The sequence below is a fragment of the Ruegeria sp. CF3 genome, from assembly GCF_056537365.1.
The window spans coordinates 964,369-977,154 of the sequence record NZ_JBQFRK010000001.1; the positions used below are offsets into that span (position 1 = coordinate 964,369).

A 12,786-nucleotide genomic window follows, 5' to 3' on the forward strand; every position below is an offset into this window, starting at 1 on the left:
GGCTGGCGCATTGCCACGGTTTGCCGCTAGGGTAACGGTATTACAGTAACGCGTTTTTTGGGCTGGGTGATGGACGTCGACATTTCACGCATTCAATTGCTGACACGGACCCTTGAGGATCACGCAAGCGCGACCGTGGTGGAACAGGTCCTGAGTGACTGCGCATTGACCCGCAGCGATATTGAACCGCCTGCCAAAAGGTACAGCGCCCACAAAGAAGCGCTGTTTGTCCGACACGCCTGCGATGCACTTGGCGATATCACCTTTGGCGCACGGGCGGGTCTGGAATTCAGTTCTTCTTCCAGCATTACGGCCTATATCAGCAAGTACTCTCGTGATCTGAAGCAGGTGATCGAGAATACGGCGCGGTTTCATGGCATTATCGACCCGGCCCTGGCCTTCAATCTGCGCCTTTCAGGTAACGCTGCCTCGCTTGAGGCCGATTGGAAAGACCCGAGCTTTTCCCGCTATCATCGGCGGACCGAGTTCCTGCTGTTTGGCGCGATCGCCCGGATGCGGGCGTTGACTCAGTTGAATCTGAATCCGATTGAGATACGGTTTCAGCACACAGTTGGGCAACACCAAGCCACCTACCAGAAAATCGGAGGTTTCCCAGTTACCTTCGGGGCCGAACGCTTGGAAATCATCCTGTCGCTGCCCTCGCTGGAAACACCGATCCCAACTTACGACCCTAGCCTGCGCGCGCATTTGGTTGAATTTGGCGAACGCCTGCTGGCCGAAAGACAGTCGCCAAGACAGAAAACCCGAGCACAGATCGAAGGGTTGATCACAGATGCGATGCCGGGGGGAATCGTACAGGTGGACGACGCCGCCTCCCAGCTCGGCCTAAGCCCTCGAACATTGGCTCGCCGCCTGGCTGACGAAGGCACTTCATATCGCGAGATTGTTGAAGATTTACGATGTGACCTGGCGCAGACCTTCATCAAGAACGGTATGCATCTGTCCGAAATCTCGTATTCGCTCGGTTATTCCGATCAGGCTGCGTTTTCCACCGCCTTCAAACGTTGGACGGGTCAGGCCCCGACTGCTTTTCGCAAACGTGTCTCTCATCCGCTTTCATGAAGCTAAAAAGTGGCCGGGGGTCATCAGCCCAATCACCTCGCCCCGGCCTGTCCATGAGTGGACAGCGGCGATATAAAGATGGCATCGCCGGACTCCTTGCGAATTCCCGCCAATTTGATTTGAAGTTCAGTCATTGTGAGCGGGCGAAAGAAAAAAGCGCCTCGGGATGAGGCGCCCTTCGATTTACTGATCTAGGAAGGACCGCAATTTACGCGACCTACTCGGGTGTTTCAGCTTACGCAGCGCCTTCGCCTCGATCTGGCGGATACGTTCGCGCGTCACGCTGAACTGCTGACCGACCTCTTCCAGCGTGTGGTCGGTGTTCATGCCGATGCCAAAGCGCATCCGCAGAACCCGCTCTTCACGCGGGGTGAGAGAGGCCAGAACCCGTGTGGTGGTTTCCTTGAGGTTTTCCTGAATGGCGCTGTCCAGTGGCAGCACGGCATTCTTGTCTTCGATGAAATCGCCCAGCTGGCTGTCTTCCTCGTCACCGATTGGTGTCTCAAGGCTGATCGGCTCTTTGGCGATTTTCATCACCTTGCGCACCTTCTCAAGCGGCATTTGCAGCTTTTCGGCCAGTTCTTCCGGCGTTGGCTCGCGGCCGATTTCGTGCAGCATCTGACGACCTGTCCGGACCAGCTTGTTGATCGTTTCGATCATATGCACCGGGATACGGATCGTGCGCGCCTGATCCGCGATCGAACGCGTGATCGCCTGACGGATCCACCAGGTTGCATAGGTCGAGAACTTATAGCCCCGGCGGTATTCGAACTTGTCCACCGCCTTCATCAGGCCGATGTTACCTTCCTGAATAAGATCAAGGAATTGCAGGCCGCGGTTCGTGTACTTTTTGGCAATCGAGATCACCAGACGCAGGTTGGCCTCGACCATTTCCTTCTTGGCTTGCCGCGCCTCTTTCTCACCCTTCTGAACCTGCTGCACGATGCGGCGGAATTCAGGGATGTCCAGACCGACATATTGCCCGACTTGGGCCATGTCGTTGCGCAGTTCCTCGACCTTCTCGGTCGAGCGTTCGATGAACATCTGCCAACCCCGACCCGGCTTTTCAGCCATTTCAGCCAACCAGTTCGGATCCAGCTCGCGCCCACGATAAGCATCAATGAACTCGCGACGGTTGATGCGAGCCTGGTCAGCCAGCTTCACCATCGAGCTGTCCAGTGACATAATCCGGCGATTGATGCCATAAAGCTGGTCGATCAGAGCTTCGATCCGGTTGTTGTGCAGGTGAAGACCATTCACCAGTTCAACAATCTCAGCGCGCAGCTTCTGATAGGTTTCTTCGTCCTTCGCGCTGAAAGTGCCATCCTCATTCAGCGTCGCAGAAATCCGGCTGTCCTGCATTTCGGACAGCATAGCGAAGTCGGTCGAGATGCGTTCCAGCGTGGTCAGCACCTGATCCTTCAGCGCTGCTTCCATCGCGGCCAGGGACATGTTGGCCTGATCGTCGTCATCATCGTCATCATCATTGGCAATCGGGTTGCCGTCAGCGTCAAGCTCCGGCCCCTCATCCTTGGCAGGCTTGGCCGCCTGCACCGATGAGGTATCGACAACCGGCTCTTCAACCTCGCCGTCTTCATCCATCTGGTTGCCGAAAGTGGTTTCCAGATCGATGACGTCCCGCAGCAGAATGTCTTCGGACAAAAGTTCGTCATGCCAGATGGTGATCGCCTGGAAGGTCAGCGGGCTTTCGCACAGACCAGCGATCATGGTGTTCCGGCCGGCTTCAATCCGCTTGGCGATGGCAATCTCGCCCTCGCGGCTCAGCAGTTCGACCGAGCCCATCTCGCGCAGATACATGCGTACGGGGTCATCGGTGCGATCCAGCTTTTCGGTTGCAGCACCAGCCAGCGCGACCTCGCGCGGGCCTTCGGTGGTGACCAGTTCGGTCGAACCTTTGTTTTCTTCTTCTTCGGCTTCTTCATCTTCGATGATGTTGATGCCCATCTCGGACAGCATCGACATAACATCTTCGATCTGTTCCGAGCTGACCTGATCAGGCGGCAGAACCTGATTGAGCTGGTCGTACGTGATGTAACCTTTCTCGCGAGCCTCGGCGATCATCTTCTTGACCTGGGCCTGGCTCATGTCCAGCGAGATTTCCTGTTCCTGCTCGTCGGATTTGCGGTCTTCGTTCGTATCCTTGGCGGCCATTCAATGCTCCTGCAGGGATGGGTGATTCGTTTGAACCGAATCATTAGCGCGTAGAAGTGATTCGGCCACCCGTTTACCCGTTTTTCTTTTCCAGTGCCTTACGAAAACACCACTTCATCGATGTTTCCGTTCGAATTTGATGCCAGACGTGATGGCCTCAAACGCGTCTTTCTCATCGCGGTTGATTCGCGCACCATTGTCGGCGATGTCGAAAACGGCCCTGTCTTCGTTCTGGCTGCGGCTTGTACGGTTGCGCTCTTCGGCGGCTTGCGCCAGCCGATATGTCAGCGCCTCATCGGCCAGATCAGACAATTCCTCCGCCGCTTCGGCAATCTCAGCATCCAACCCCCGGAGCGCTTTGATCTTTGCGAGTTCCTCGGCCAGCGTCATCTCGGCCTTTTCAACGTCGCCCGGTTTGTACACACAGGGGATCACTGCGACATGGCGAAGGGCCAGCAGGTTTTCAAGGGGTTCCGGTCCCAAAGCTGCGACAATATGATCTTTAATGTTGTCCGGATCATCAACCGCATGTCGCAACAAGACATCTCTCATGGCATTTAGTTCGGGATCCAAGCATGTCATTTCGTCGATCTGAATTTCGAACTGCACCACCAAAGCAGGCGTCAATATAGCAACTGCAAGAATGACACTTTCACGGAGCCGAATAGCAGCGCTGTTGTCGTTAGCAGCCAAGAAAGAAGTGCGTGCACCCTGTGTAGGTCCGGCAGTTTTGCGATCCCTATCCCGATTGGATTTCCAATTTTTTGCAGGGAACTTTTTCTGAGAGCGGTAAAAATGAAAAAGTAGATCCCGGATCTCCTGCCGATAGTGATTTCGTATCGACTTATCTCGGATTAACTTGATCTTCTCCCAAAGCGCTTTGTCCAATGCAGATCTGCGTTCTGGGCTATCAAAAACCTTGCCCTCAGTCTCGCGCTGCCACAGCAGCTTCACCATCGGAATGGCACCGTCCAGAACTGACCGAACTGCCCCTGCGCCTTCGGCGCGCAGCAAATCGTCAGGGTCCTTGCCTTCAGGCATTAGCGCAAAGCGCAGTGACTTACCCGCCTCCAGCAACGGCAATGCCAAGTCGACCGCCCGCATCGCCGCGCGCAGCCCTGCCGTATCGCCATCCAAAGCGATGATCGGCTCGTCAGAGATGCGCCAAAGTAGTTGCAACTGATGCTCGGTGATCGCCGTCCCCAATGGCGCAACCGACGCGCCAAACCCGGCCTCTGCCAAAGCGATCACGTCCATATAGCCCTCGGCCACAACCAAAGGCTGCCCCTTGCCTGCCGCCTGTCGTGCGGGGCCATGGTTGTAGAGGCTGCGGCCTTTGTCGAACAGATCGGTCTCGGGCGAGTTCAGGTATTTGGCGTTGTCATTGGGATCCATCGCCCGGCCACCAAACGCAATGCACCGCCCGCGCGGGTCGCGGATCGGGTACATGATGCGGTTGCGGAATGTGTCATAGGGCTTTTTGCCCTTATTCGAAGGTTTCGCCAGCCCGGCCCCAAGGATCAGGTCCTCGGAGACACTCTTACCGGTCAGATGATCCCACAACGCCTGCCAGCCGTCCGGCGCGAACCCGATCTCCCACCGATCCACCGCCTGTGCATCCAGTCCTCGGCGCCCCAGATAGTCGCGCGCCCCCGCCCCTGCGCCGGTCTTGAGTTGCAGGCGGAAAAACTGCACCGCCTGCTCCATCACCTCGGCCAGTTGCGAGCGGCGGTCCTGTTTCTCCTGCGCCCTGGGATCGCGTGCGGGCATCGGCATCCCGGCCTCGCGCGCCAGAATTTCCACGGCTTCTATGAAAGAGACATTCTCGGTCTCTTTCACAAAACTGATCGCGTCCCCTTTGGCGTGGCAGCCAAAGCAATAATAGAATCCCTTTTGGTCATCGACGTGGAACGAGGCGGTCTTTTCGTGATGAAAGGGGCAAGGCGCCCACATATCGCCCTTGCCCTGATTGGATTTGCGCTGGTCCCACATGACCTTACGCCCAACAACCTGAGACAGGCTGAGGCGCGTGCGCAGTTCATCCAGAAATCCGGGGGGCAAAGACATGGGTTAAACCTGCCAGAAATGAAAACGCGCGCCAAGGGGATGGCGCGCGGTTGTCCACAGAGAAATGATCTGACTGTGGATTATTGTTGTAAACACAACTCCAGCCACGCAGCTCCGAGATCCTTCTTACGCACGTCGCGCATCTTTTGCTCATATACCCAAGGCGTGATCAGTGGAACAGCGGCATTGTAGTTCTCGGGCCAGGTAGGACCACTGTCGGCCACCGCCTGCGCCACATCGCGTTCCTTGACCCGGTCAAGTCGCGCTTTCTGTATCGCTGCAACAACGTCGGCCTGATACTTGCAGCTCTGTTCCTTGGTTTCCTGTGCAACCACTGGCGTGGCCAGCACGGCCGCAACGATGGCGATACGCAACATGGGGATCTCCGAAGATTCGTTTCTTTCAGCGCAGCTTACCCGCGCGCGGCGGTGCCTTCCATCGCCCTTTTCAAATCGTGAACCAATGTCTCAGCCATGGAACGGAAGACCATGATCTGAAACGCGTTCTCACCAACGCGCGTGATCGAAGCGGTCATGTGGAACAGCAGGGTACGGGCGGTATGGCCGCGCTTGAAATGCACCTTACGCAGATCAACTGGCACCACACGCGCCAACACGTCCTCGACGTCGGCGCCCTCTAACCGGACCACAGTCCAGGCATCTGACTGGTCCACGATGGCTGCATTCTCGACCAGCGCCACATTTGGTAGAGGCCCGACCAGCATCGCATGCGCCGGGCCGAACCAGATTGCCCGTGCGCCCGCTTTGCCCGTCGCGCGGTTAGCCGACGGATAAGCCATCCCATGCGCTGCTTTCAAAGCTTCGGATAGCGTCTTTTGCTTACCCATGAGGGGAGAGATCGAATGGATCGCCCCCGCATCCTCTTCGCTGAGCGTTACAGAGCCGAAGGTCAAAGGCAGCAACCCGTCGCAGGGTGTTTTGGCGGTCAGATTATCCACGGACGCGCCCTCCTTCGGGGTCAAAGAAAACCGGGTTCACCACTTCACACAGGGTTGTCACGCCGCGCAGATGATCGACCATTTTCACGATTTCTCCATACCTCTCAGGCCCGTCCGCCAGGAAGCCCAAGCCCAACATCGTTTCCAGCGTCGGGGAATAACACACGGAGGTCAGATAGCCCTGATCATTGGTGCGCACCGGCTCGGCCTCTTCCCGATACAGATGCGCGCCCGCCAGCAATTCCTTGCTTTCGCCAATGGGTTTGAGCCCGACCAACCGCTCGCGCCCCGGCTCTTCAAGCCCCGGACGTTGCGACATGGTTTTGCCGATGCAATCCTTCTTCTGCGACACCATTCGGCCCATGCCGATATCATAGGCAGTTGTCCGTCCGTGGATCTCGGAATGCGTAATAAAGCCCTTTTCGATCCGAAGAACGTTCAGCGCTTCCATCCCATAAAGACCTCCGCCCAGCGCTTCAGCCCGCTCGGTCAAAATATCGAAAAGGGTCGCGCCATAGCGCGCAGGCACGGCGATTTCATATGCATGCTCGCCCGAGAACGAGATCCGGAACAAACGCCCCTGCACACCCAGCACCGAGATCGACCCACAAGCCATGAAGGGCCAGCTTTCTTCATCAAGAGGTGTGCCCAGCAAACCATTCAACAATTCACGCGATTTTGGCCCAGCAACGGCAAACTGTGCCCACTGTTCGGTGACCGAGATGAACGAGACATCCAGATCAGGGCGCAGTCCCTGATGAACGAACTCCAGATGCTTCATTACGTCGCCAGCACCTGCTGTGGTGGTGGTCATCAGGTAATGCGTCTCTCCCAGCCGCGCGGTGGTGCCATCATCCATGACGAATCCATCCTCACGCAACATCAGGCCATATCGCGTTCGGCCAACTTTGAGGGTCGAGAACATGTTCGTATAAACGAAGTCCAGAAACGCCCCCGCATCCGGCCCCTGTATGTCAATCTTGCCAAGCGTCGAGACATCGCACACCCCGACGGCCTGACGCACCATGTTGACCTCACGGTCACAGGATTGCCGCCACGTGGTTTCTTCATCCTTTGGGAAATAGCTGGGGCGATACCACAGCCCGGCCTCAACCAACGGAGCTTTCCGCGCTACGGTCGCTTTGTGCGAAGTGATAAAGCGTTGCGGTTTGAAACCCTTGCCTTCAGCCCCAGCGCCCAGCGCGGCAATGGCGATAGGAGAATACGGAGGGCGGAACGTCGTGGTTCCGGTTTCGGGTATCGCGCGCCCGGTGACGTCCGCTAGAATGGCCAACGCCGCCACGTTCGAATTCTTGCCCTGATCCGTCGCCATACCTTGCGTCGTATAGCGCTTCATGTGCTCGACTGACCGGAAATTCTCAGTCGCGGCTTGTTTGACGTCTTTCACTGTAACATCGTTCTGGAAATCCAGCCACGCGCGCCCTTTGCCGGGAACGGCCCAAAGCTGCGTGATCTCGTATGGCGTATCCTCGGCCTGCGGTGGCACAGTCTTCGTGGCCTTGTAGCCAAGATCGCCAAGTACGCCTTTGGCTGCCTCAATCCCTTCACGAAGGCAGGCTGTAGTTGAGAAAGATCCGTTGCACGCACCCGCTGTCACCATGCCCGGCACGGCCCCCGGCGTTGGCACAAAGGCCTCGATCTCACGCTTCCAGATCGGGCGGCTATTCATGTGACACGTTAGATGAACCGAAGGATTCCAGCCCCCTGTCATGGCAAGGCAATCCGTGTGTATCCGTTCTTCTCCACTGGCGCGGCGCACCGTAATCGCCTCCAGCCCTTTACGGCCCGAACTGTTACAAACTTGCGCCCCGCGTAGAACCTCGTAGTCGTCAGACAAGGGCGCGTCATGGCGGCTATCGATCACAGCCGCCACATGGACACCAGCATCCAACAAATCACGAGCAGTGCGATGGATATCGTCAGTATTTCCGAAGATCGTCACATTGCGGCCCGGGCTGACACCCCATCGGTTTAGATACGCCCGCACCGCGCCAGCGGTCATGATCCCCGGGCGATCATTGTTGCGGAATGCGACCGGGCGCTCCAGCGCGCCTGCCGCCAGAACTGACCGCTTGGCCACGATCCGCCAATAGGTTTCCAACGGCGCCCCGTTGGGGCGGTGATCCGTATGGTGAAAAACGCGTTCCAACGCCGCATAGGTACCTTGGTCATAGGCGCCTGCGATAGTGGTCCGGGTCATGATGCGGACATTGTCCATCGCGGCTAACTCGGCCAGCACCTCGTCAACCCAATCGGGACCCGGTTTTCCGTCGATCTCATAGGTCTCGGCCAGCAGACGCCCACCCGCGCGACTGTTTTCGTCGGCCAGAATGACGTCCGCGCCGGCACGACCCGCGACCAGAGCGGCCATCAGCCCCGCAGGCCCTGCCCCGATAATCAGCAGATCGCAAAAGGCATAAGCGCTTTCGTACTTGTCGGCATTGTCTTCGCCCGACAGTGCTCCCAATCCGGCGGCACGTCGAATGATCGGCTCGTATAGCTTTTCCCAGAAGCTTTTCGGCCACATGAACGTTTTGTAGTAAAAACCCGCGCCCAAGAACGGGGAAGCCAGATCGTTGATCCCCATCAAATCGACACTCAGGCTGGGCCAGCGATTCTGGCTGCGCGCTTCAAGTCCCGGATAGATCTCTTGCATCGTGGCGCGAATATTTGGTTCTTGACCTGCGCCTGCCCCCAAGGTCATCAGCGCATTCGGCTCTTCGCTGCCTGCGCTCAGCACACCCCTAGGCCGGTGGTACTTGAACGAACGCCCCATCAGTCGCACGCCATTCGCCAAAAGCGCTGAGGTCAGGGTGTCGCCTGCATAGCCGCTATAGCTGGCACCATCGAAAACAAACGGAATCGACTGCGTACGATCGATAAGACCCTTTCCATCGATCCTCATGCCCGCTCCTCCGATGCCGGCTGCGCGTCGATCATCTCATGCGTGACCGTGTTTCGTGTGACCACGATCCATGCACCGCACCCGCCTTCGTGATACCAAAGCTCTCGTATCGGCCCTGCCGGGTTTTCCCGTTGGTAGACAAAATCATCCCAAGCCGCCTCACCGGCATCCGGGGCCGGTCGGTCCAGATCCACTGCCGCCCCGCGATAGTAGAATTCGCGCCGATCCCGCTCGCCGCAATATGGACAGGTGATCCTCATAGCCGCGCGCCCTTCTTGATCTTTTCAATAATACCCAAATCCAACATCGCGCCCCTCAATGCAGATTGTGCTGAGAGCCCTTGCCCTCTTCATCGATAATCCCGCGCCCGGTGCGGAAACGATCCAGTCGGAAGCCGGTGGCATTCTCGTGATACCGATCAGTCGCAATCAGATGCGCAAACACATTCCCCGAACCCGGAACCGCCTTGAAGCCACCATAGTTCCAGCCGCAATTGAGATAGAGCCCATCAATATCCGTTCGGTCTATGATCGGAGAGCCATCGGGCGACATATCCATGATCCCGCCCCAGGATCGCAGCACCCGCGCCTTGCCGATCATCGGCATCAGCGCCATCCCGGCCTCCATCACGCTTTCGACGGTGGGCAAGTTACCTCGCGCCGCATAGGAGGCGTAAAAATCCAGATCACCGCCAAAAACCAGCCCGCCCTTATCTGACTGGCTGATATAGAAATGCCCCATGCCAAACGTCACCACATGATCGATGCAGGGCTTCAGACCTTCGGTCACGAAGGCCTGCAAGACATGGCTTTCAATCGGCAGCCTCATTCCAGCCATCGCCGCCACCTGACCTGAACGCCCGGCAGCAACCATCGCCACCTTCTTGGCCCGGATCGGCCCGCGCGAGGTCTGAACACCGCGAACCACGCCATTCTCGATATCAATACCGGTCACTTCGCAGTTCTGGATCAGATCCACGCCGCGCTGGTCCGCTCCGCGCGCATAGCCCCAGGCCACGGCATCGTGTCGCGCTGTACCTCCGCGCGGGTGGTAGAGACCGCCATACAGAGGGAACCTAAGGTCATCGAAATTCAGATAGGGCACCATCCGCCTCAATTCATCGCGATTGAGCAGGATAGCATCGTCACCCTGACTGATCATCATGTTGCCCCGGCGCGCAGCGGCATCACGCTGCCCGTCCGAATGGAACAGGTTGATGATCCCGCGTTGCGAATGCATTACATTGTAGTTCAGATCCTGCTCAAGACCTTCCCACAGCTTCAATGAGTGCGAGTAGAACTCGGAATTGCCCTGCAAAAAATAGTTCGCGCGCACAATGGTGGTGTTGCGCCCGATATTGCCCCCACCGATATAGCCCTTTTCCAGAACAGCGATATTGGTCAGACCATGTTCCTTGGCCAGATAATAGGCCGTGCTCAACCCATGACCTCCGCCGCCGACAATGACGACGTCATATTCGGATTTCGGTTCAGGCTCGCGCCAGTGCGGCGTCCAGCCTTTGTTGCCGGTCAGGCCCTCTTTCAGGACACGTAAGCCGGAGAAACGCATTCAGAACTCCCTACAGGTGTGTCGGCATCAAACCAACTTCACCCAGCAGTAACAACGCCGGAATCCGGTTCCACTCCTGTTTTCGACGAAAACTTGTCGCTGGGCGACTAATCCATTCACTCTGACGACTTCGACCTAAATGAAAAATGGCCAACCCGATGGTTGGCCACTCAAGAATCTTCTGTTGTCTGGGCGCTCAGAGGCCCTTGGCGCGATAGCTTTTTGAGACGCGGTCGATCGCAACGATATAGGCCGCCGTGCGCAGATCGTCGACATCTGCGCGATCATGCCAGACTTCGCTCATCGACTGATAGGCAATGCGCATCGTGTCATCGAGACCAGAACGCACCAGCTCCAACTCGCCAGCGCCCTTTAGGTACTTGGCCTTGAAATCCGGAGACATCGACCAAGCGTCACCCAGATACCGATCCAACCGTTCCAGTTCGCTGACGATCAACTCATGCCGAGCTTCTTCCTGACGCCGCTGCATCCGGCCAAAACGGATGTGGCTGAGGTTTTTGACCCATTCAAAATAGGACACGGTCACACCACCGGCGTTTGCATACATGTCAGGAATGATCACCGTGCCTTTCTTGCGCATGATCTCATCAGCACCCGCCGTGACAGGCCCGTTGGCGGCCTCGATGATCAGTGGTGCCTTAATACGTTCGGCGTTGGATAGGTTTATTACCCCCTCCAGCGCCGCCGGAATCAGGATGTCACACTCGGCTTCAAGTACCGCGCCGCCCTCGGCGGAATGCGTGGCGTCGGGATAGTCCTTCACGCCGCCATGCTTGACGATCCACTGCCGCACGGCTTCTACGTCGATGCCATCGGGATTGTACAGTGCGCCATCCCATTCGATGATGCCGACCACACGCGACCCGTCTTCCTCGCTGAGGAACTTGGCTGCGTGATAGCCCACGTTACCCAATCCCTGCACGACGACGCGCTTTCCGTCCAGCGTGCCTGACAAGTTCGCCTTCTTGACGTCTTCCGGGTTTCGGAAGAATTCGCGCAACGCGTATTGGATGCCGCGCCCGGTTGCTTCGACCCTGCCCGCGATGCCTCCCGCGTTCAGCGGTTTACCTGTCACACAGGCTCGCGCGTTGATATCGGTCGTATTCATCCGCGCATATTGGTCAGCCATCCACGCCATTTCGCGCTCGCCTGTTCCCATATCGGGCGCAGGCACGTTCTGTGAGGGGTTGATCAGATCGCGCTTTGCCAGCTCATAGGCAAAACGACGCGTGATCTGTTCCATCTCATGTTCTTCATACTGGCGAGGATCAATGCAAAGGCCCCCTTTCGAGCCACCAAAGGGCGCTTCGACCAGTGCACACTTGTAAGTCATGAGCGCAGCGAGCGCTTCGACCTCATCCTGGTTCACCGCCAAGGCATAGCGAATGCCACCCTTTACCGGCTCCATATGTTCCGAATGAACCGAACGATATCCGGTAAAGGTGTGGATCTGCCCCCGCAGACGCACCCCGAACCGAACGGTGTAGGTGGCATTACAAACCCGTATCTTCTCTTCTAGCCCGGGCGGCAAATCCATCAGAGACGCCGCTCTGTTGAACATCAAATCAACACTCTCACGAAAGCTGGGTTCTTTAATGCCGGTCATAAAATCCTCCGTGCCGGTAGACGAGATACGTCATGACTTTTTGTCGCACTGCTTGCCAAATACCGCAATCAGTAACTGCACGTATTTTCATCAGTTTGTGAACTTTACTTTTCAGCTCCATTGGTGAGTCGGGCGTTAACGAAAGCCGCGCGATTGTCCAAAGGCGCGAAACAAAACCACCAATAACACCGGGAATAAAGCTGAATCTCGTTAAAAACGAGCAGCATAGTGTCCACTGCGCCCAAATCTCGCCACGATCCGTGGGTAAATTATTAAAGTTGCGAAGTGCTGGCATCAGTGTGTCTGATCGACCGAGGAACCAATTATGCGCAAGTTTGATTTGAAGGCCCAATTCAACCGTCTCTGCCGCGAAAACAGTTGTTC

The 12,786-nt window shown here is 57.1% G+C and carries 10 protein-coding genes; 1 reads left to right on the forward strand and 9 read right to left on the reverse strand.

Annotation, left to right across the window (positions count from 1 at the left end):
* Window positions 1–69: 69 nt before the first annotated feature.
* The gene (locus ACR0KC_RS04900; RefSeq protein ID WP_170396293.1) at window positions 70–1,083 is read left to right on the forward strand and encodes a helix-turn-helix domain-containing protein; all 1,014 of its coding nucleotides are present in this window, start codon (window positions 70–72) and stop codon (window positions 1,081–1,083) included.
* Between the two features lie 183 nt (window positions 1,084–1,266).
* Here ACR0KC_RS04900 and rpoD read toward each other — a convergent pair whose 3' ends face one another.
* From rpoD to ACR0KC_RS04945, 9 genes are all read right to left on the reverse strand, one after another.
* Entirely contained in the window at window positions 1,267–3,255 is a 1,989-nt protein-coding gene (rpoD, locus tag ACR0KC_RS04905) for an RNA polymerase sigma factor RpoD (RefSeq protein WP_170396291.1), read from the reverse strand.
* 114 nt (window positions 3,256–3,369) lie between these two features.
* On the reverse strand, window positions 3,370–5,322 hold the full coding sequence (gene dnaG / locus ACR0KC_RS04910; RefSeq protein ID WP_480589934.1) for a DNA primase: 1,953 nt from the start codon (window positions 5,320–5,322) through the stop codon (window positions 3,370–3,372).
* 80 nt (window positions 5,323–5,402) lie between these two features.
* The gene (locus tag ACR0KC_RS04915; protein WP_170396287.1) at window positions 5,403–5,699 is read right to left on the reverse strand and encodes a hypothetical protein; all 297 of its coding nucleotides are present in this window, start codon (window positions 5,697–5,699) and stop codon (window positions 5,403–5,405) included.
* A 35-nt stretch (window positions 5,700–5,734) separates the two neighbouring features.
* Window positions 5,735–6,280 (reverse strand): sarcosine oxidase subunit gamma family protein, encoded by a 546-nt coding sequence (locus ACR0KC_RS04920; protein ID WP_170800246.1) that lies wholly within the window; start codon window positions 6,278–6,280, stop codon window positions 5,735–5,737.
* Window positions 6,273–9,206, reverse strand: a complete 2,934-nt coding sequence (locus tag ACR0KC_RS04925) for a sarcosine oxidase subunit alpha family protein (protein WP_480771551.1) — start codon at window positions 9,204–9,206, stop codon at window positions 6,273–6,275. The genes ACR0KC_RS04920 and ACR0KC_RS04925 overlap by 8 nt, the downstream gene beginning before the upstream one ends.
* Entirely contained in the window at window positions 9,203–9,466 is a 264-nt protein-coding gene (locus tag ACR0KC_RS04930) for a sarcosine oxidase subunit delta (protein WP_480705233.1), read from the reverse strand. The genes ACR0KC_RS04925 and ACR0KC_RS04930 overlap by 4 nt, the downstream gene beginning before the upstream one ends.
* Window positions 9,467–9,521: 55 nt before the next feature.
* Window positions 9,522–10,775: a sarcosine oxidase subunit beta family protein gene (locus ACR0KC_RS04935; protein ID WP_480561317.1), complete on the reverse strand. Its 1,254-nt coding sequence runs from the start codon at window positions 10,773–10,775 to the stop codon at window positions 9,522–9,524.
* 196 nt (window positions 10,776–10,971) lie between these two features.
* Complete coding sequence (locus tag ACR0KC_RS04940) at window positions 10,972–12,402, reverse strand: Glu/Leu/Phe/Val family dehydrogenase (RefSeq protein WP_170396277.1); 1,431 nt, start codon at window positions 12,400–12,402, stop codon at window positions 10,972–10,974.
* Complete coding sequence (locus tag ACR0KC_RS04945; protein WP_170396276.1) at window positions 12,389–12,697, reverse strand: hypothetical protein; 309 nt, start codon at window positions 12,695–12,697, stop codon at window positions 12,389–12,391. The genes ACR0KC_RS04940 and ACR0KC_RS04945 overlap by 14 nt, the downstream gene beginning before the upstream one ends.
* Between the last annotated feature and the right edge of the window lie 89 nt (window positions 12,698–12,786).

Bases quoted from the DNA above. Each gene is read 5' to 3' on its own strand.
- ACR0KC_RS04900 (WP_170396293.1), top strand. From the start codon at position 70: ATGGACGTCGACATTTCACGCATTCAATTGCTGACACGGACCCTTGAG.
- ACR0KC_RS04940 (WP_170396277.1), bottom strand. From the start codon at position 12,402: ATGACCGGCATTAAAGAACCCAGCTTTCGTGAGAGTGTTGATTTGATG.
- ACR0KC_RS04915 (WP_170396287.1), bottom strand. From the start codon at position 5,699: ATGTTGCGTATCGCCATCGTTGCGGCCGTGCTGGCCACGCCAGTGGTT.
- dnaG (WP_480589934.1), bottom strand. From the start codon at position 5,322: ATGTCTTTGCCCCCCGGATTTCTGGATGAACTGCGCACGCGCCTCAGC.
- ACR0KC_RS04930 (WP_480705233.1), bottom strand. From the start codon at position 9,466: ATGAGGATCACCTGTCCATATTGCGGCGAGCGGGATCGGCGCGAATTC.
- ACR0KC_RS04925 (WP_480771551.1), bottom strand. From the start codon at position 9,206: ATGAGGATCGATGGAAAGGGTCTTATCGATCGTACGCAGTCGATTCCG.
- ACR0KC_RS04935 (WP_480561317.1), bottom strand. From the start codon at position 10,775: ATGCGTTTCTCCGGCTTACGTGTCCTGAAAGAGGGCCTGACCGGCAAC.
- rpoD (WP_170396291.1), bottom strand. From the start codon at position 3,255: ATGGCCGCCAAGGATACGAACGAAGACCGCAAATCCGACGAGCAGGAA.
- ACR0KC_RS04945 (WP_170396276.1), bottom strand. From the start codon at position 12,697: ATGCCAGCACTTCGCAACTTTAATAATTTACCCACGGATCGTGGCGAG.